Below are 15,809 nucleotides of genomic sequence, written 5' to 3'. Positions count from 1 at the left end.
CAGGGTGCCGTCGAGCGGCCGCAGCAGCTTCCATCGCCAGCCGCCGGGGTCGGGCAGGATGCTCATGAGGTCCGGCAGGGAGCCGATTTCAGGAGGGGTGTTCGTTGTGCCTGGTGTCCTTTCCGCTCTGGATGAGCGGCTGGCCGGCTGGGCGGATCTGGTGTCGGACGGGGAGCTGGTGCCCTCGGTGGACGAGGTGACGGGGCGGCTGCGCGATCTGGCCCGGCGGGAGCCGGGGCTGTGTCGGATGCGACGGATCGGCATGTCACGTGGGGGGCGGGCGCTGCAGGTGCTGTCGGTCGGGTCGGTGCGGCGCTCGGTGCTGGTGATTGGCGGGCCGCACCCGAACGAGCCGGTCGGGTACGCGACGATCGCGTTCCTGGCGGACCTGGCGGTCGAGCGGTCCGAGCTGCGCGAGGGCGTTTCGTGGCATTTTCTGCCGTGCGTGGACCCGGACGGCGCGGCCTTGAATTCGGAGTGGACGAGCAGCGTGCTCGACCTGCACACCCAGCACCGGCATTTCCACCGTCCGGCGATGGTGGAGCAGCCCGAATGGACGTTCCCTGTTCCGTGGCGGGGCGGTGAACACCGGTTCGGCCTGCCGGAGAACGAGGCGCTGGCCGCGCTGGTGGACGAGCTGGAGCCGGCCGTCGCCGTCAGCCTGCACAACGCCGAGTTCGGCTCCCCGTTCTTCATCGCCAGCCACGAGGTGCCGGGCCTGGCGGGGCAGTTGGCGGCCCTCGCCGAACGGCAGGGCCTCCCGGTCGCCGAGGCGGCGCCGGGCGATGTCGTCGGCTGGCCGGTGCTCGGCCCCGGGGTGTTCCAGATGCAGCGGGTCGAGGAGTTGGTGATCCGCGACCACGAACTGCGGGCCCCGGCCTTCGGCACGCATCTGAGCCACTACTCCGCCCGGCACGGCACACTCACCCTGCTACCGGAGGTCCCCCGCTGGCACACCGCCACCGCCTTCGAGGACTCCCCACCCGTCGCGCTCGCCGTCCTGGCCGAGGCAGTGACAGATGAGGCCACCGAAGTACAGCGGCTGATGGAGCAGGCCGGACGTCTGGACGACGCGCACGCGCGGGCGGCCGCCGACACCGTGGCGATCACCGCGACCGTCGCCCGCTCCTGGCACCAGCGCGCCGCCGACCCCGCCATCGTGACCGGCGCCGAACTCGCGGAGGCGCACTACTCCCGCGTCATGCTGACGCTGCGCTCGGCCGGGATGGCGCTGCGGTCCGTGTGCGAGGCGCCGCCCGACCGGGCCGTCCTGGCCGCCCGCGCGCGGCTGGAGAGGCTGCTGTTCGAACGCGCCCGGCGCTGCGAGCGGGAGCTGCGCGCCACGCCGGTTCAGCTTCGCCGCCTGGTGGCGGTGCAGGCCTGCGCGGCGTTGGCGGCCGTCTCCCTGACCCGGTAGTCACCGGCCCCCCGTCCACGACCTGCACCACCTGCTCGCGGGCAGCGTCCTTCGGCGCGCAGGACTGGCAGGACGGGCAGGACGGGCAGGACGGGCAGAGCGGGGTCGGCCGGGCCGGGGCGGGCACCGATCACGTCGAGTTGGCGGCCGCATCCCGTCACGGGCAACGGCGGAGCTCGCCGAAGTTGTTCATCCAGGAGTCCGTGCGCTCGAGCTCGCGGACGTCCTCGCGGTCGGCTGCGGCTGACCCCCGCAGGTGCGGGGAGGACACTTCCTGATGTGCAGCGATGTAACGCCTTTGCAACTTCTTGGCCATGCCGAGCGGCCCAGATGTCAGCAGCTGCCGGACCGACCTGCTGACCTGCCAGGCAACACCAGACATCGTGTCACGCTTCCTCACCTCAGAGCGTCGACCGCCTCAATCTCCGCGCACAGAGAACTCTCCGTCCCAAGAGAACCAGCCGGCTTCGCAGGCACTCCGCCGTCCAGGCCACAATCTCAAGCAATTGCCCTTACGCATTCCGTTCCCCCCTCCGCCGCCCCGACGTCGCCGCACCCGGGAAACCGAAAGGCGGGCAGACGGCGAGAGGAACAGTCGGTTTCCCGCGAACCCAGACCCCGCGAGCCCACCGTTGTGCTCCATCACACGCGGGTCGTGTCAGGCTCCGAGTCGATCATCTGGAATGCTGTTCCTGTCCGCCGCCCACGGCTTTGAGTGGCGGGCATCCGCAGTACCGGGCGCACCGCCCGGGAAGCCCACGGAGAGAACGGAACATCATGAAGCCCTCTGTGCTTGTCGTGTCCACCGACCCCCAGGGGTCCGCGGTCGTCTGGGCCGAGCGGGTGGGGGACAACCTGCCCTTCGACTTCATGGCGGCACACGACCAAGCCGACCAGCTGGTCCACCTCAAGAACACTGGCGCGAAGATCCACGTCATCGCCAACCAGAAGGGCGGCGTCGGCAAGACCACCACCACGGTCAATCTCGCCGCGTGCACCTTCGACGTCCTCGGCGCGAAGGACGAGTACGAACACATCTTCATCGACACGCCGGGCACCCTGGCCGACGAGGAGATCCTTCGCCGGGCTCTGGAGATCGCGGACGACGTCCTGGTCCCGATGATCACCGAGCCGCTGTGCTTCGACCCGACGGCACGGACCATCCAGAAGGTCATCGAGCCGATGGACATCCCCTACCGGGTCGTCGTCAACAACTGGGACCCCCGGGACGGCCGTGCCGACCTCGAGGACACCGAGGCGTACATCGCCGCGAGGGGATGGCCCCGCGCCAAGACCGTCCTGCGCCGGTACAAGATCCACTCCCGGGCGGTGGCCGAGGGAACGGTCGTCACCCAGTACAAGGAGAGCGGTACCGCCTACCGGGCCCGCGAGGACTTCTTCCGTCTGTCCCTCGAGCTCGGGTACGGGGGTCGCTGATGGCAGGCCGTCGCGTCTCCTTCGCCTCGATGGCCGCGGACCCGGTCGTCGACGCTCCGGGGGTGGACAGCACCAAGGACGCCCCGGCCCGGTGGGTCCCCACCGCCAACTGCCTGCCCAACCCGCGCAACCCGCGTGACGAACTGGGCGACCTCTCCGACCTGGCGAGCATCAAGGACCGCCAGCTGCAGAGCTGCCTCGCCGTCACCCCGGCCGCCTACCTCCGCCTCTGGCCGGAGGACCGGCAGACGCTGGGCGCGGGAGCGCAGGACCTGGTCATCGTCAACGGCAACCGCCGGCGGGCCGCAGCGCAGCTGTACGGGCGCGAGCAGCTGCTGGTCGTCGTCGACGACTCGGTGGCGGAGTCCAAGGCGACCCTGCTGCGGGCGGCGCTCGACGAGAACATGGCGCGCAAGGACTTCGACCCGATCGAGGAGGCCAACGCCGTCCTGCTCATCGTGGCGCAGTACCCGACCGCCAAGGAGGCGGCCGAGGCGGAGGGCTGGTCCCAGAGCTGGATCTCGCACCGCAAGAACCTGCTGAAGCTCCACCCGGAGCTGCAGCGCCAGGTGCGGGCCAAGGCGCGCGGCGAGGAGGGTGTCTCCATCAACGTCGCGCGTCGGCTGGGTTCGGTGAAGGGCATCGAGGGGATGTCCCTGGCCGAGCAGACGTCGGAGCTGGAGCACCTGCTCCAGGCCGACGCCGACGCCGTCGCGGCCAAGCGCGCGGCGAGGGTGGAGGCCAAGGCCGAGGCCAAGGCGCCTGCTGCCGCACCGGCTCCGCAGCCGGCTACGGTGCAGCAGCCCGCTGCGCCTGCGGCTCGACCGGCCGCTGAGCCGGTGCCGTCGCCGACGGAGCCGCCGGCTCCCGCCGCCGCGTCGGAGCCCGCTCCCCGCAGCCCGCTTCCGAGTTCTGAACCCGCTCCGAGCGCCGACCGATTTTCCGCGGAAAATTCCGAGCCCCTCCCGATGCCGGAGCAGCGGGCCGTGGCCCCGTCGGATGAACAGCCGACGGCCGCCCCGCAGGTGGAGCTCGGCAGCGTCGACTGGCACAACGTCGAGGAGCTGGCAGACGCCATCTGTCGCACCCTCTCGGCCGACGAGGCCTACCGCCTCGCGGACGCGCTGGCCAACCGTCTGCTGACGACCAACAGCTGACACGCCCTTGCTGCCCCTCCCCGCTGACCAGGCGGGGAGGGGCACTGGCATGTCGACGCGCAGGAATCGCGATCCGCAGGTCGTGCCCGGACGGCCACGGCAAGCCGGCGGTCAGGCGGCTGCTTCCGCTCGCGTGGGACGCGGTGCGCTCCGGTCACGTGCTCGGCGGCCCGACGCCGGGGCCGGCTCCGGGAACCTTCCGCGAGCGGGTGTGGCACGCAAGGCCGGCTCGCGCGCCACACCGGCGGTATCGTCAGCTCGCCTTCCAGGCGAGCGGTGTGCCGCTCTTGTCGATCCACAGCAGGTACGTCAGCGGCTTGTCGGCCGGCGCCAGGTAGATCGCGCACTCGTGCTCGCTCTGGCCCTTGACGAAGTCCTTGCCGCCCTGCGGGACGTCGCTCTCGCACTTCGGGAAGGCGCTGAGCAGGTCGACCTTGCGCGCCTGGTCGGTGTCGCTGACCATCGCCCGCAGTTGCAGGTTGAAGTAGGGCTCGTAGATCCCGTTGCCACCGGTGTGGGTGTAGGTGACGTTCACGTAGTACGGCGTCTTCCCGGCCAGCTCGTCCGGCTTGAAGAACTTGGCCAGGTCGGCGACGTCGCCCTTGACCACGCCCGTCAAGGCGATGCCGACCGAGATGTCGCCCTTCTCGTGGTCGGTGTAGGTGCCCTGGGCCTTGGCGCCCACGGCCAGTGCGCCCGGGAAGCGGCTGCCCGTGGTGGCGCCCGGACTCGATCCGGCCGGGGAGGGGACGGAGGTGGAAGCCGTGATGGTCGGCGCGCTCGTGCTGGTGCCGTCCGTCCGACCGCCGAAGTCGGCGCCGGGGCTGGAGGCCGCGCTCGCACTGGCCGGGGCCGATGACGGCGCGGTGCCGGCGGAGTCGCCGCCGCTCTGATCCGGCCCGCAGGCGGTCAGCATCAGGGCGAGCGCCGCAGTCGTCGGCACGACCGCACGCAGCAGAAAGGTGGTACGCATGAAGGAATCCCCGTGGAAGTGAGTATGACGGTGTGAAACTCTAACGAAGCGGGCTGCCGCGGCTGATGGCGGATGCGCGCGGTGACCTCGTCCTGGAGCCGCTGCGACGTGAGCCGGCCCGGAGAGCGGGTGCGACGGCGGTGATGCCGAACCTCGGGGTCGCTGCTGGGCGCATGCCCCCATGCTCCGGCAGCCACGGCCGGGCCGGCCTGAGTACGGGTACTCAGACCGGCCCGACCTACTACTCGATCGCGTCTGCGCGGGTGGACGGTTACCGGACCGGTCCGCCGGCCGGCCCCGTCCCTCGGCCGCCGGACCGCAGGGGCGGGTGGGGAGGCGGGAGGCGGGAGGCGGGGGCGGTGTTGCGCTCGGGGCAGCGGCGCTGTCGCAACCGCGCCGCGTGGTCCTCCGGTCCTGCACCGCGCTCTCCTCCTCGGTCGGTTCCATGGAGCCGCACTCTCGGCAGCTCCGCCGGGTGCGCTACCCGGGTGGTTCGGGGTCGTCGCGGCGCCAGGTGTCACGGTCGACGGTGCGGCCCGGCTCGATCTCAGCCGTCGACGACGCCCGCCGACCGGTCGTCGGCAAGCCCTGTGGCGTAGCGGTCGGCGGCCTCCGCCAGCTTGCGGGTCATCCGGTTCGACCGGCTGCCGAGGTGGTCGGCGACGGTCCGACGGGCGTCGTCGAGGTCGCCGCCCGACAGTTCGCAGGTGATCACCAGGGTGTTGTCCGGGACCATGTGACGTCGGAACATCCGTTGTTGGACCTCGTCCATGCCCTCGCTCGCCAGCACGTCCCGTAGTTCGTCGATCAGCGGCACCAGCCACTGGGCGCGCAGTGCGTACTCACCTCGGTCGCCGAAGGTCGTGTGGAGCGCGGCGAGCAGTTGCGCCGGATACTCCTCGACGGGTTCGACGAACTGCGGGTAGTCCTTGGCGAATTCGTCCCAGTCGACCTCGAGTCCGCTGATCTGCTGCGGAAGGACCGGCCAGCGCGACCAGCTCTCGTCGCATTGGGTGAAGACCTGCCGTAGCAGGTCGTAGGGCACCTCGGCGGTGCGCGAGAGCAGGATCGCGTCGTAGAGGTCCTTGCCCTGTGGGTGGTTGTCGGAGACCAGCCACAGGATCTTCCAGGCGAGGGAGAGCTGCGGCGTGGCGGCGAGCAGCGGGCCGGTGACGCCCGGGAGCCGGTAGGGCTGGGGCGGGACGGGCAGGTGCTCGGTGAAGACGAAGTCGAGTTGGACGGTCCCGCCCGGGACGCCCGGTGCCGACCACGGCAGGACGAGCCTGCGCCCGGGGATCCTGCTGTACGTCCAGATCTCGTCGCTGACCGCCTGGTCGGCGTGCAGCCGCACCGTGCCCGAGAGGCGTTCGGCCTCAGCGGCGAGCTCCTCGAGCATGCGGTCCGTACGTTCGTCCTCCAGCTCCCATTCCACCGGGCGGACCACGAAGTCCAGGTCGCCCGGCTCCCGCGCCTGCTCGCCGTACCAGGCTCGGAGCAGGACGCTTCCGCGCAGCACCAGGTGCTCGGCCCACTGCGAGCCGGCGACGGCGGACAGGACGGTGTTCAGCGCCTCGCGCCGCGCGTCGAGCCAGCGTTCGGCGAGTCGTGGGTCGGCGAAGGCGGGTTCGCTGGGCCGAAGGGCCCGGCTGTACCCGGCGAGGGCGGGGTCGAAGACCGGCTGCTGGCTCACCGCCTCGTCGTCGATCGGCAGGACGCTCCTGGGCAGGTCCCGGTCCTCGCGGGTGTCCTCCAGCGGCGGCTGCTTCGGCAGCAGGACGCCCTGCCACGGCCCGTACCGCAGTTCCTCCCACGCCACGGGTGACTGGGACTGATCCTCGGTCATCTCGGCTCTCCCTCTCCGTACGGCCCGGCACTGTGCCCGTGCTCGGTGATCCACCCCGCGTCCAGGGCCTCGTCGCTGTCCAGGACGACGAACTCGCGTTCCACCGACGCCACCTCGTGGCCGTCGGCGGCAAGATCCAGCAGTAGCGCCTCCAGCCGGCGGCCCGCGGTGTTCAGGCCGACCAGGCGGCACCGCTGGGTCACGAACCACTCGCGCCGACCGTCCTCGCGGACCCGGCGCGGATTGCGCGACAGATGCGCACCGTGCCGGACGGCCAGCTCGGTGAGTTCAGCGAGGCGGGTGGGGCCGGCCGTGGGAACCGGGGCCGGGAGCAACAGCTTGACGTGGTGCTCGAAGTACCGGTCGGGCCCGTGCGGCGCAGCGTCCTCGTCCGAAGCCGGGACGCCCTCCGCCCAGGGTGTGGCCTCGATCTTCGCCCGCAGGACGGTGAACCCGGCGCGTCCCAACTGGCCCGTGATCCGGGAGGCCACCGCGGCGACCTGCTCCAGCGTGCCGCCGGCGCGCAGGGTGAGCATCGGCTGCGAGGGCGACGCACCGCGCTCCAGCAGGATGTGGGTGAACTTCAGACCGTGGCAGTCGGCCCACGCGGCCAGCGCCTCGGCGGCACCGGGCCCCACGGTCAGGTGCACCTCGAAGTCACCCCGGACGTCGGGAGGAGCGGGCCGGTCGGGCTGGTCGGGCCGGTCGGGCCGGTCGTCACGGCGCTGGTCAGGGTGGGTCGCGAGCATGGGGAGCATCCTGCCAAGCCCCTGTGACAACGACTCGCCCGCCCCGGTACGCGCGGAGGCTCCCGACGCCACGACGTGATCGGCGGGTGGGCTGCCGGCTGGTCCCAGGCGGTGCAGAGCGGCAGGGTGACGCCTGATCCGGCGGGTTGTCGCGTGCTCACGTCGGGTCGGGAGGTCCGGGATCCCGGCTTCATCGGAATACGGCGGTGACGCCGTACCGTCGCAGGAGTTCCACGATCTCCTCGAAGTGGGAGCTGTGGGTGCGGTGGTCGACGATGTGCCCGGCGAGGGCGGTGCGAGCGGTGCGGTGCAACGCTCAGGAACAGCTCTTGCCTGCGAGGGCCTGGTCGACCAGTGCGCGCAGCTCCCCGTCACGGACGATCATCGGGTATCCCCCGTCCACGCACAGCCGGCGCTCCGACTGCCGGACCGTCAGCAGCGCGCCCCGGATCGTGTGGCTGATCTCGCCCATGCGGATCAGCGCCTGGAGCGCTTCCCGGAAGAATCCGAAGCCGTCGCCACCCTCGGCGATCGGCACCACGAACTCCTCCAGGACCCGCATGCTCGGTTCGACCCGGCCCGTGATCGACCAGAGCGTGATCGCGGCAGTCAGGCGCGGCCAGTACGTGCTGTTCTCCATGGCAAACCGGACCCGGTCCGCGTAAGGGGCCGCCTCGAGGCCGAAGTCGGCCAGGGCGTCGATCGGCCCGTACCAGGGTTCCTCCGCCGTCGTGACGGCGTCGCCGACGAGCCGCAGTGTTGTCGCGCGGTCCCCACCGATGTAGGCGGCGGTCCAGGCCACCAGCGCGTGGTTGCCGGGGTGGTCCAGGACCTCGCAGGTGCGCAGGGCCGGTGCGGCCGAGGCGGCGGCCGGCCCCAGGGCCAGCAGAATCCGGAGCACATAGAGGGAGGTCCAGGTGTCGGCAAGCAGTGGCAGGAGATCGGGCAGGGCCGGCAGCCCGTCCTCGCCCCATGCCTCCAGCACGGTGAGGAACGCGCGCGTCGCACCGCCTCGGGCCCCGCCCTGCCGGATCGCCTCCCGTATCGCGGGCAGCAGGACGTCCGCGTGGGCCCGCAGCGGGACCAGAACGTCCGTGACGTCCGGCCGCCTCGGATCACTCGTGCAGTAGCCGCGGCCCTGCTCCTCCTCCTGCGCACGGAGCTGCTCGATCAGGCCCGGCAGGGCGCGCGGGTCACCGATCCGGGCCAGTGCCCAGCGGGCGATCTCGCCGACCGTTCCGTCGAGGCACTCGTCAGCCCCGTTGTCGTCGAGCAGGTCGGCAAGCCGGTCGGCGTACCCGGCCGCTGCCGGGCCCAGTACCGCGAGGATGTTCGCGGCTCGAAACCGCACGGCGGCGTCCGGACTGGTCAGCAACCCGCCAGCCGGCGGCAGCAGGGCCGCTTCCACGGAACGCCGTTCGGTCAGGATCCGCCATGCCACGTCCAGTGCCTCCCGGCACAGCGCGGCTGTCCCCGGTGAGGTTCACCGTTTCGACCAGCCGGACGGCGAAGCGGCATTCGGCCTCGGGGTCGTGCCGGAGCCTCCACGCTGTCCGCCCGACCAGGTCCTCGCGGGTCCAGGGGCCCTCGAAATCCGGGATGAACCAGGCCTCTTCGAACCGTGGTCGCAGCGCGATGTCGGAGAACACCTCGATCAACCGGTCCATCTGCCGTACCGGGAGATCCGGGTCGAATTCCGCCGATGCGTGCACGGCCGCGACCCACATCACCAGGTCGTCACCCTCCAGCATCCTTGCCAGCACTGCCCGCGCGTCGTCGACGGCGCCGCCGGCCTGGTCCGCCCCGGCTTCCCCGGCCATCCCGGCTTCATTGGCTTCCCCGGCTACCGCCTCGCCGAGGCCGAGCAGGAGCGGGATGCGTACCGTCGGGTCCGTCTCCGCCCGCCACCGTTCCAGCAGCCGTGCGATCCCGCCCGCCAGGGGAATGGCCGCCCGCCGCACCGCCGGGTCCGGATCCGCGAGCAGAGCCCCGGATATGACACCGGAACCTTCTTGTCAGCCACCACTGCGCAGATCGCTCAAGCCCTCCTCGAAGGCCGGGAGTGCGTACCGCTCGGTGCCGCGCCCTGGCATCTCGAGCTTCTTGAGCTGCCCGCCGACGATGTGGGAGACCAGCGGTACCGGAAGTGCGTCCGGCCAGAGGCCGGTCCGCTTGCCCTCTGAGAGCACCCGGCGAAACGCGCCGGTGGATCCCCGCAGGCTTCGGCCGTTCGCCTTCAACTCCTCGGCAGCGCAATCGCCTTCACCTTCGACGACCTGGAGCAGGATCTGCTGCGCGCGGGGCGGCAGGCGGTCGTGGTACGAGCGGGCCCGCTCCGGGGTCCAGCGGTCGTCGGGCTCCGCGGTCACGACAGCAGCCGGCATGGCGGCGAGGGCGAGCAGCTTCTCGAGTGCCTCGGGGGTCGGATTCTCCACGGTGATCGTGATCTTCATGCTGCACACCTTTGCAGCTCAGATGACTGAACACAAATAACCACTGCAGACACTCCGGAGACCAGGAAGCCGCCTCGAATGCTCCTTATGTATCGATCTATGCGCTGCGTCCTCCAACTGAATTCAGAGGAGGCGGTACAGGGTCTGGTACCCGGCCAGACGCAGGAAACAGAGGGGCCTGCTCCGATGTCCGTATCGGAGCAGGCCCCTGTCGTGGTCAGCGGCCGGCCGGGTACACCCTGACCGACGCAATGCGCCCGGATCCGTCAAAGCCGACGTCCACGGTACCGCCGTCGGGAAGGTCGGCGCTGATGCCCGTCTCCTCCTGCCGCTGGACCAGCCGGAAGTGATCGAAGTACCCGCTCACCGCCAGCCGCGGCGAGCGCCCGATCAGAGTCGCACCGGTGGTCAGGATCCTCGGCAAGGTGACGGGATCGACCCCTGCGAGCGGAGCCCGGGGGTCGTCCGGCAGCAGGTAGAGCCGGGTGCTGGGCCCCGCCTCAACGCCGAGGTAGCCGGCTGCACCGGTCACGCCCATGGCGGCGAAGGCGAGCGTCTCCGCGGCACGGCGCGAATCCGCGAAACCGGACAGATCGAGAACCTCTTCGGTGAACTCCGGAAGGCCGTGAGCCCGTCCGAAATCCCTCACGCGCTCGGTGGCGGCGACCACCGGCGCACCACGCAGTCCCGGATTCGCCCAACCCCACATCCATGTCCGTTCGGACAGATCGTAGGTGGCCAGGACCGCCACACGGATCTCCCGGCCGCCCTGCCGGTAGACGCCTGTGTCGAGATCGACGTCCCAAGGACCGTCGGGGATACCGGCATCCAAGGCCTCGAGCTGGGCAGTGCCCCAGGCCGCGTGCCGCTCCGCTTCCTGGAGAAACGCGTCACAGAAGTTGCTCATCACGAAGCGTGACCCTAATCGATCACCGGCTGGTTCCGTCGGGCTATGGCGGGATCGGGTAGCACTCACCCAGCGGCCACCTGCGGCGATGCCTCGCCGAGGCCGGGACCCGCCAGGAGGTCGTCAGGCGCCTGAAGCGATCCGTCGCACGTGAGGTCCACCGACTCATCACGCCCATCGGCACAGCTGTGTGCCGAGCAGATCCCAACGGAACCGCAGGTCGACATCCATGGCGCATCAACAGCCACTGAGCTGGGAGAACGATGTCGGCACAGGTTCATCGGGGTTGCGTAAGCACAAGGAGAGGACAGGCATGGCCCGGTTCCGGGGCCGTGGCGTCACTGAACGCTGAGCCGGTGAGGGTGACCGGGATCGTCCGGACACACGAAGACGTACAGCGTCCCGTCGCGGCCCACCACGACGGACGTCGGCTCGATCGCTCCCTCCAACGTCGCCCGGTCCTCCACGGGGATCCAGCTACAGGCCAACCAGCAGTGGACCATCCAGCCCGAACGGACCCCGCAACCCGCCGGCCGCCCGCGGGGTGACCTGACATGACTCTCGCAGGGCGAGGTTCCGGAGATCCCGGAGCCCCGCCCTGCGCTCGTTGCGCCGACTGCGCGCGGCCTCCCGCCTGGGCGGCGAGCATCCGATCGACGCGCTGGTCCGTTCCCTGGCCATGCCGCACTCGGCGAGCCCGGACACGGTTCTCGACCTGGCGAAGGCGCCTGTCGCCGTCCCGGACCCCGGGCAGCTCGCCTGGATCGCCCCGGACGCGACCGCCTCCTCGGCGTTGCTCGGTGCCCTCGTCGTGGTCTCCCGCTTCCCCGGCCGCGACACCGTGGACGCGGCCCTGCGGTTCGCGGCCCGCGCACCGGACGGCAATTCGGTGGCGGCCACCGCCGGGGCGCTGATCGGTGCCACGCACGGCGTCGACGCGCTGCCGGTGGAGTTGCTGAGCCGGCTCGAACTCGTCCGGGTGCTCGACACCTTGGCGCGCGACCTGCTCCAGCAGCACGTCGACTCGCCCGGCGGCAGCGAGTACGTACCGGCCCGCGGCCCGCACTGGTGGGACCGCTGTCCCGGCGGGTGACAGTCGTTGCGGGGATCGGAGGGTCCATCACCGAGGCGCCTCCTCGGGCACCTGCCGCCCGCCCCGCAGCCTGCTCGCCATCGGGTTCGCCGCCTTCTTCCCGGTCTTCCTCGCCTCCTGCCAGACCGGATGGCCGTCCCTGCTGCTGTTCACCCTGCCCACCGTCCCCGCCAAGGTGCTGATCGGATCGAGCCTGGACGAACCGGCCCCCCGGCGGCAGTCGACGGCAGCCGGCAGGGCCGCCGTCGTCGGACTGCGCCCAGAACCTCGGGCTACCCGGGCATCACCCCGTGGATGCGGGAGAGGGTGAACACGCGTTCGTCGTCCCGCAGGTGGCACCAGGCGTGGAGGTAGGGAGCGTCCAGTTCGAGCCGGCTGAGGGTGCGGACGGTGGTGTTGCCCGAGGTGCCGACGTATTCGATCGTGATGGCCTGCCTCTCGTCGACGGCGTGGGCCAGCTGGCGGACGTCGGTGAAGGTCAGGTTGCGCGCGTACCCGGCGATGATCTTCTCGGTGTCGCTGGCGTAGGGGCGGCCGTCGTACGGGTCGGGCTGCGCGATGTCCTGCGGTGCGTCGCGGAGTCGGGCGGCGAGGGCGGGCAGGTCGGCGGGTGTTCCCGCGTTCGCGGTGCGGGCGGCCGTCTGCTGGGTGCGGGACCTGCCACCGGGCAGGCGCGGTGGCGGGACCGGGTTCGCCGCGCGGTGGTGCCGGGCCCGTTCGATCCGTACGGTCCCGTCGGGCTTCTCGGCGATGGGCGCATAACCGGCGGCGCGCAGTGCCGCGAGTGTCTTGTCCGGCGGGGTCCGGCTGATCAGCACCGTCGGTGCCAGCTGTCGCAGGCCGAGTGGGGCGAGCTTGCGGTGGGCGGCCAGTTCGGCGAGGAGGGCGGGTTCCTGGCCGTGGATCACACAGGCCGCGGCGACGACGCGCACCCGGCCGTGGCTGCGCGCGGTGTCGTGGATCAGGTAGGAGAGCGGCTGGGGGAGCGGTTCGACGGCGACGGCGGCCAGGTCGGCCGTGAGGGTGTCGGGGGTGAGGCCCGCGTCGAGGGCGCGGCGGACGCTTCCGGAGCTGAAGCGCCAGACGGACGCCGTGCCGGCGCTCTCCCGGTCCGCGACGGAGTCCAGCAGTGCGAGCAGGTGCGCCGACGGCGTACCGGCGACCACGGCCGTGAGATCGCTGCCGAAGCGGGCGGTGGCGCTGGCGGCGGGCAGCAACCGTCGGCAGGCGTCGGTCAGCGCTTCGGCGTCGTCGGCGAGCAGGGCGGCCCCGATCGGGGACACGGCCCCGAGAGCGAGTGCGCCGAGCAGTTCCGCCTCCCGGATCAGGGTGGCGAACGGCGTGGCGTCCTGGGGAAGTTCGTCGACGAGCGGGCGGAGCCACACGAGCAGCGCCCCCAGGTCCGCCGGGTTCGCCGCGCCTTCGCCGGCCGGGAGCTGTGACGCGGCTGCGAGTAGCCCGTGCCGGGCCTGGACGCAGCCTCCGCAGGGCTGTGCCCCGGCGAGCGCGGGCAGGGCCTTCCCGTCCTCGTCGCGGCTCCCGCCGGGGGTCAGCGGAAGCGCCCACCAGGCCCGGAGCAACACGGAGAGTTGGTCGGCCGGTTCCTGCTCGGCCCAGGTGTCGTAGGACGCGGTCGCCGCGACCCGGTCCCCGTCCCGGGCCAGCAGCCCGGCCGCGCTCGCCGCCTCCAGCACGAGGCGTACCGGGATCTCGTCGCACTGCGCCACTTTGCCGATCCGGGACAGCTCGCGGGCGCCGATCCCGCCGGCCTTGAGCCGGGCCGGTGGAGCGGCGGCGCACACCCCGAGGACGGACACGGCGTGGGCGGCGAACGCCATCGAGGCGGCCGCGGCTTCCCGTTCGACGTCCGAGACGGCGGCGGGCACCGACCGCACGCCGGGCGGCACGGGTGTGAACGGGGCGTGCCAGTCGGAGCCGCGCAGTGCGAGTGCCACCTCCGCGGGCATGCGGGCCGGACCGTACCGGTGCCGGTCCCGGATCAGCAGTCCCCGTTCCACCGCCCATTGTTCGCCGGGCGTGGAGTCGGCCTGCGCAGCCCCGAACATGATGAAGCCCGGTCGGTCCGGAGCCTCACGTGCCCGCCGCTCAAGGAGTTTCCGGGTGGCTGCGGGCGCTTTGGCCACCAGCGCGGCGACCCGGGCCGGATCGCCATGATGGTCCACCAGCGCCGCCAGCCGCTTCTCCTTTCTGCTGGCGACGGGTTCGACGCCGAGTTTCGCCAGGGTGCGGCCCAGTTCGTCGGAGTTCGCGCCCGCGAGCAGGTGCACGAGCGGTGCGTCGAGCCCGAGGGGCGAGCCCCACGCGTTCCGCAGCGGCGCCGCCATGTGCAGCAGGCCGTCGTGGTCCGGCCACACCAGGGCGCGATCGGCCAGCGCCTCCAGGACGGCGGCCAATTGGTGGGCGCGTTCACCGTGCGTCGCGTCCAGGAGGCCTGCCAGATCGTCCCGTGACACGGCCGCCAGTGCGGCGACGGCCTCCGCCACCTGTAGGCACGGCAGCGCGAGCCGGGGCAGCGCCAGCGCCACCGACGCCGGGCGCTGAAGACGGTCCGCCAGTTCACCGACCGACCGCGGTTCCGGAGCCGACGCGGCGTCCGGGCGCACCGCCAGGACCCGCTCCAACTCGGCCGCGTCGAGACCGCGCAGCCATGCGGCCAGCACCGATCCGCTCTTCTTACCGATGGGGACACCTCACCACGTACGAGGACGGCCATGCCCTGCTGAAGCCGGCCGGGAGCACCAGGATGGCGTACCAACGGGGGTGAGTGCGACGACCGCTGGAAACACCTCCGCGAACAGGAGCGCGAGCGGCGGATCTCCGGGGGCCTCCGGGTGGAGAAGGGGTACGTCTTCACCTCTCACCTATTCGAACACCTCGACGGCTGTGACCTGCTGCTCAACGGGCTACTGCACGCCGCTCGACCCGGTGGTGTCCAAGTTCGGGTTCTCGGCGCTGTGAGCCGCCGCCCGACCTGACGTGCAGAACCGATCAGCTGGTGATCCTCTTTGGGCGCGAGGCCGACAGCACCACGCACGCGGTCTCGGGTCGATCGGTCGAGAGGGCCGGATCAGGTTCGTGGCCACCCACCGCCGGGTACCCTCGGCGACCCATCCACGCGTGCGAGGGGAGAAGACGGGTGGCGACGTGGAGTCAAAGGTCTTACATAGGCATGTTCATGGCTCTGGCCGGAGTCCGGTGCCACTGGCCAGGCTGCGATCGTCCCCTGACCACGCTGGTGAACGGAGAACCAGTCCCTGACTCAGAAATCGCGCACATCCACGCGAAACAGCCGGGAGGCAAACGCCACGATCGTTCCTGGACCAGCGAACAGCTGAACGGCTTCGAGAATCTGCTCCTACGCTGCCCACCCCACCACAAGGTCATCGACGGGACCGAGGGCGACGACTACACGGTGGAGGAACTCGAGCGCTGGAAACGGAACCACCTACCGCCGGGCCGCGTCCAGGCCCCGGGTACCGGCGCTGCCGCAGGACACCGCCCCACGGCAGCGCCGGTCTGGCGGACGTGGCCCGCCATGGCGGAACTCGACGCGCTGGCTGCAGGCGTGCGTCCCAGTCGGCCGCACGGTGGTGACACCCTGCCCGCCTACGTGCCACGCGACCTCGATCCGCAGCTCACCGAATCTTTGACGCAGGCCGGTGTGCCCGGTTTCGACAGTTGGCGGGCACACGACCGGGCGTGATCGGATGTCTTCGCAGGTCAGCGTGATTTGAGTGGTCTGGAGCGGTATCGGTCTGC

General features: G+C 71.4%; 15 protein-coding genes. 5 read left to right on the top strand and 10 right to left on the bottom strand.

The features are described 5' to 3' along the window. Positions 1-106: 106 nt before the first annotated feature. The 3 genes from ABZW30_RS33820 (at position 107) to ABZW30_RS33810 (ending at position 4,011) form a co-directional block, all read left to right on the top strand. Positions 107-1,417, top strand: a complete 1,311-nt coding sequence (locus ABZW30_RS33820) for a M14 family zinc carboxypeptidase (RefSeq protein ID WP_355675057.1) — start codon at positions 107-109, stop codon at positions 1,415-1,417. Between the two features lie 870 nt (positions 1,418-2,287). After that, positions 2,288-2,854, top strand: a complete 567-nt coding sequence (locus ABZW30_RS33815) for a ParA family protein (RefSeq protein WP_355675103.1) — start codon at positions 2,288-2,290, stop codon at positions 2,852-2,854. Then, a complete protein-coding gene (locus ABZW30_RS33810) occupies positions 2,854-4,011 on the top strand; it encodes a ParB N-terminal domain-containing protein (protein WP_355675056.1) in 1,158 nt (385 codons plus the stop codon). The genes ABZW30_RS33815 and ABZW30_RS33810 overlap by 1 nt, the downstream gene beginning before the upstream one ends. A 253-nt stretch (positions 4,012-4,264) precedes the next feature. Here the strand turns inward: ABZW30_RS33810 and ABZW30_RS33805 are convergent, their stop codons facing one another. The 8 genes from ABZW30_RS33805 to ABZW30_RS33770 form a co-directional block, all read right to left on the bottom strand. Next, positions 4,265-4,984, bottom strand: a complete 720-nt coding sequence (locus ABZW30_RS33805) for a hypothetical protein (protein ID WP_355675055.1) — start codon at positions 4,982-4,984, stop codon at positions 4,265-4,267. A gap of 547 nt (positions 4,985-5,531) precedes the next feature. Beyond that, positions 5,532-6,827 carry a nucleotidyl transferase AbiEii/AbiGii toxin family protein gene (locus ABZW30_RS33800; RefSeq protein WP_355675054.1) on the bottom strand — a complete coding sequence of 432 codons (1,296 nt, stop codon included), beginning with the start codon at positions 6,825-6,827 and terminating at the stop codon, positions 5,532-5,534. Continuing rightward, complete coding sequence (locus tag ABZW30_RS33795; RefSeq protein ID WP_355675053.1) at positions 6,824-7,576, bottom strand: hypothetical protein; 753 nt, start codon at positions 7,574-7,576, stop codon at positions 6,824-6,826. Before ABZW30_RS33795 ends, ABZW30_RS33800 begins: the two co-directional genes overlap by 4 nt. Before the next feature lie 190 nt (positions 7,577-7,766). After that, positions 7,767-7,889, bottom strand: a complete 123-nt coding sequence (locus ABZW30_RS33790) for a hypothetical protein (protein WP_355675052.1) — start codon at positions 7,887-7,889, stop codon at positions 7,767-7,769. A gap of 3 nt (positions 7,890-7,892) precedes the next feature. Next, the gene (locus ABZW30_RS33785; RefSeq protein ID WP_355675051.1) at positions 7,893-8,927 is read right to left on the bottom strand and encodes a hypothetical protein; all 1,035 of its coding nucleotides are present in this window, start codon (positions 8,925-8,927) and stop codon (positions 7,893-7,895) included. Next, the gene (locus tag ABZW30_RS33780) at positions 8,830-9,537 is read right to left on the bottom strand and encodes a hypothetical protein (RefSeq protein ID WP_355675050.1); all 708 of its coding nucleotides are present in this window, start codon (positions 9,535-9,537) and stop codon (positions 8,830-8,832) included. Before ABZW30_RS33780 ends, ABZW30_RS33785 begins: the two co-directional genes overlap by 98 nt. A gap of 54 nt (positions 9,538-9,591) precedes the next feature. Then, positions 9,592-10,029, bottom strand: a complete 438-nt coding sequence (locus ABZW30_RS33775; protein WP_355675049.1) for a hypothetical protein — start codon at positions 10,027-10,029, stop codon at positions 9,592-9,594. A 217-nt stretch (positions 10,030-10,246) separates the two neighbouring features. After that, positions 10,247-10,936 carry a DUF6882 domain-containing protein gene (locus ABZW30_RS33770; protein WP_355675102.1) on the bottom strand — a complete coding sequence of 230 codons (690 nt, stop codon included), beginning with the start codon at positions 10,934-10,936 and terminating at the stop codon, positions 10,247-10,249. A gap of 607 nt (positions 10,937-11,543) precedes the next feature. Here ABZW30_RS33770 and ABZW30_RS33765 point away from each other — a divergent pair. Further along, complete coding sequence (locus ABZW30_RS33765) at positions 11,544-12,029, top strand: hypothetical protein (protein ID WP_355675048.1); 486 nt, start codon at positions 11,544-11,546, stop codon at positions 12,027-12,029. Between the two features lie 27 nt (positions 12,030-12,056). On the opposite strand, the gene ABZW30_RS33760 is transcribed toward ABZW30_RS33765, so the two are convergent. Together ABZW30_RS33760 and ABZW30_RS33755 are read right to left on the bottom strand one after the other, a co-directional pair. Continuing rightward, positions 12,057-12,182, bottom strand: coding sequence for a hypothetical protein (locus ABZW30_RS33760; protein ID WP_355675047.1), 126 nt, complete (start codon positions 12,180-12,182; stop codon positions 12,057-12,059). 119 nt (positions 12,183-12,301) lie between these two features. Continuing rightward, a complete protein-coding gene (locus tag ABZW30_RS33755; RefSeq protein WP_355675046.1) occupies positions 12,302-14,710 on the bottom strand; it encodes a helicase C-terminal domain-containing protein in 2,409 nt (802 codons plus the stop codon). 509 nt (positions 14,711-15,219) lie between these two features. Between ABZW30_RS33755 and ABZW30_RS33750 the strand changes: the two genes are divergently transcribed. Then, positions 15,220-15,753 carry a hypothetical protein gene (locus ABZW30_RS33750; RefSeq protein ID WP_355675045.1) on the top strand — a complete coding sequence of 178 codons (534 nt, stop codon included), beginning with the start codon at positions 15,220-15,222 and terminating at the stop codon, positions 15,751-15,753. Positions 15,754-15,809 lie beyond the last annotated feature (56 nt).

Source organism: Kitasatospora sp. NPDC004669 (genome assembly GCF_040609455.1).
Lineage (GTDB): Bacteria > Actinomycetota > Actinomycetes > Streptomycetales > Streptomycetaceae > Kitasatospora.
This window is presented reverse-complemented; position numbering and strand designations above follow the sequence as displayed.

What these genes read in the sequence shown, in the direction of transcription:
- ABZW30_RS33815 (WP_355675103.1), top strand. Translation starts at nt 2,288, where the DNA reads ATGGCGGCACACGACCAAGCCGACCAGCTGGTCCACCTCAAGAACACT.
- ABZW30_RS33800 (WP_355675054.1), bottom strand. Translation starts at nt 6,827, where the DNA reads ATGACCGAGGATCAGTCCCAGTCACCCGTGGCGTGGGAGGAACTGCGG.
- ABZW30_RS33775 (WP_355675049.1), bottom strand. Translation starts at nt 10,029, where the DNA reads ATGAAGATCACGATCACCGTGGAGAATCCGACCCCCGAGGCACTCGAG.
- ABZW30_RS33810 (WP_355675056.1), top strand. Translation starts at nt 2,854, where the DNA reads ATGGCAGGCCGTCGCGTCTCCTTCGCCTCGATGGCCGCGGACCCGGTC.
- ABZW30_RS33795 (WP_355675053.1), bottom strand. Translation starts at nt 7,576, where the DNA reads ATGCTCGCGACCCACCCTGACCAGCGCCGTGACGACCGGCCCGACCGG.
- ABZW30_RS33805 (WP_355675055.1), bottom strand. Translation starts at nt 4,984, where the DNA reads ATGCGTACCACCTTTCTGCTGCGTGCGGTCGTGCCGACGACTGCGGCG.
- ABZW30_RS33750 (WP_355675045.1), top strand. Translation starts at nt 15,220, where the DNA reads ATGTTCATGGCTCTGGCCGGAGTCCGGTGCCACTGGCCAGGCTGCGAT.
- ABZW30_RS33770 (WP_355675102.1), bottom strand. Translation starts at nt 10,936, where the DNA reads ATGAGCAACTTCTGTGACGCGTTTCTCCAGGAAGCGGAGCGGCACGCG.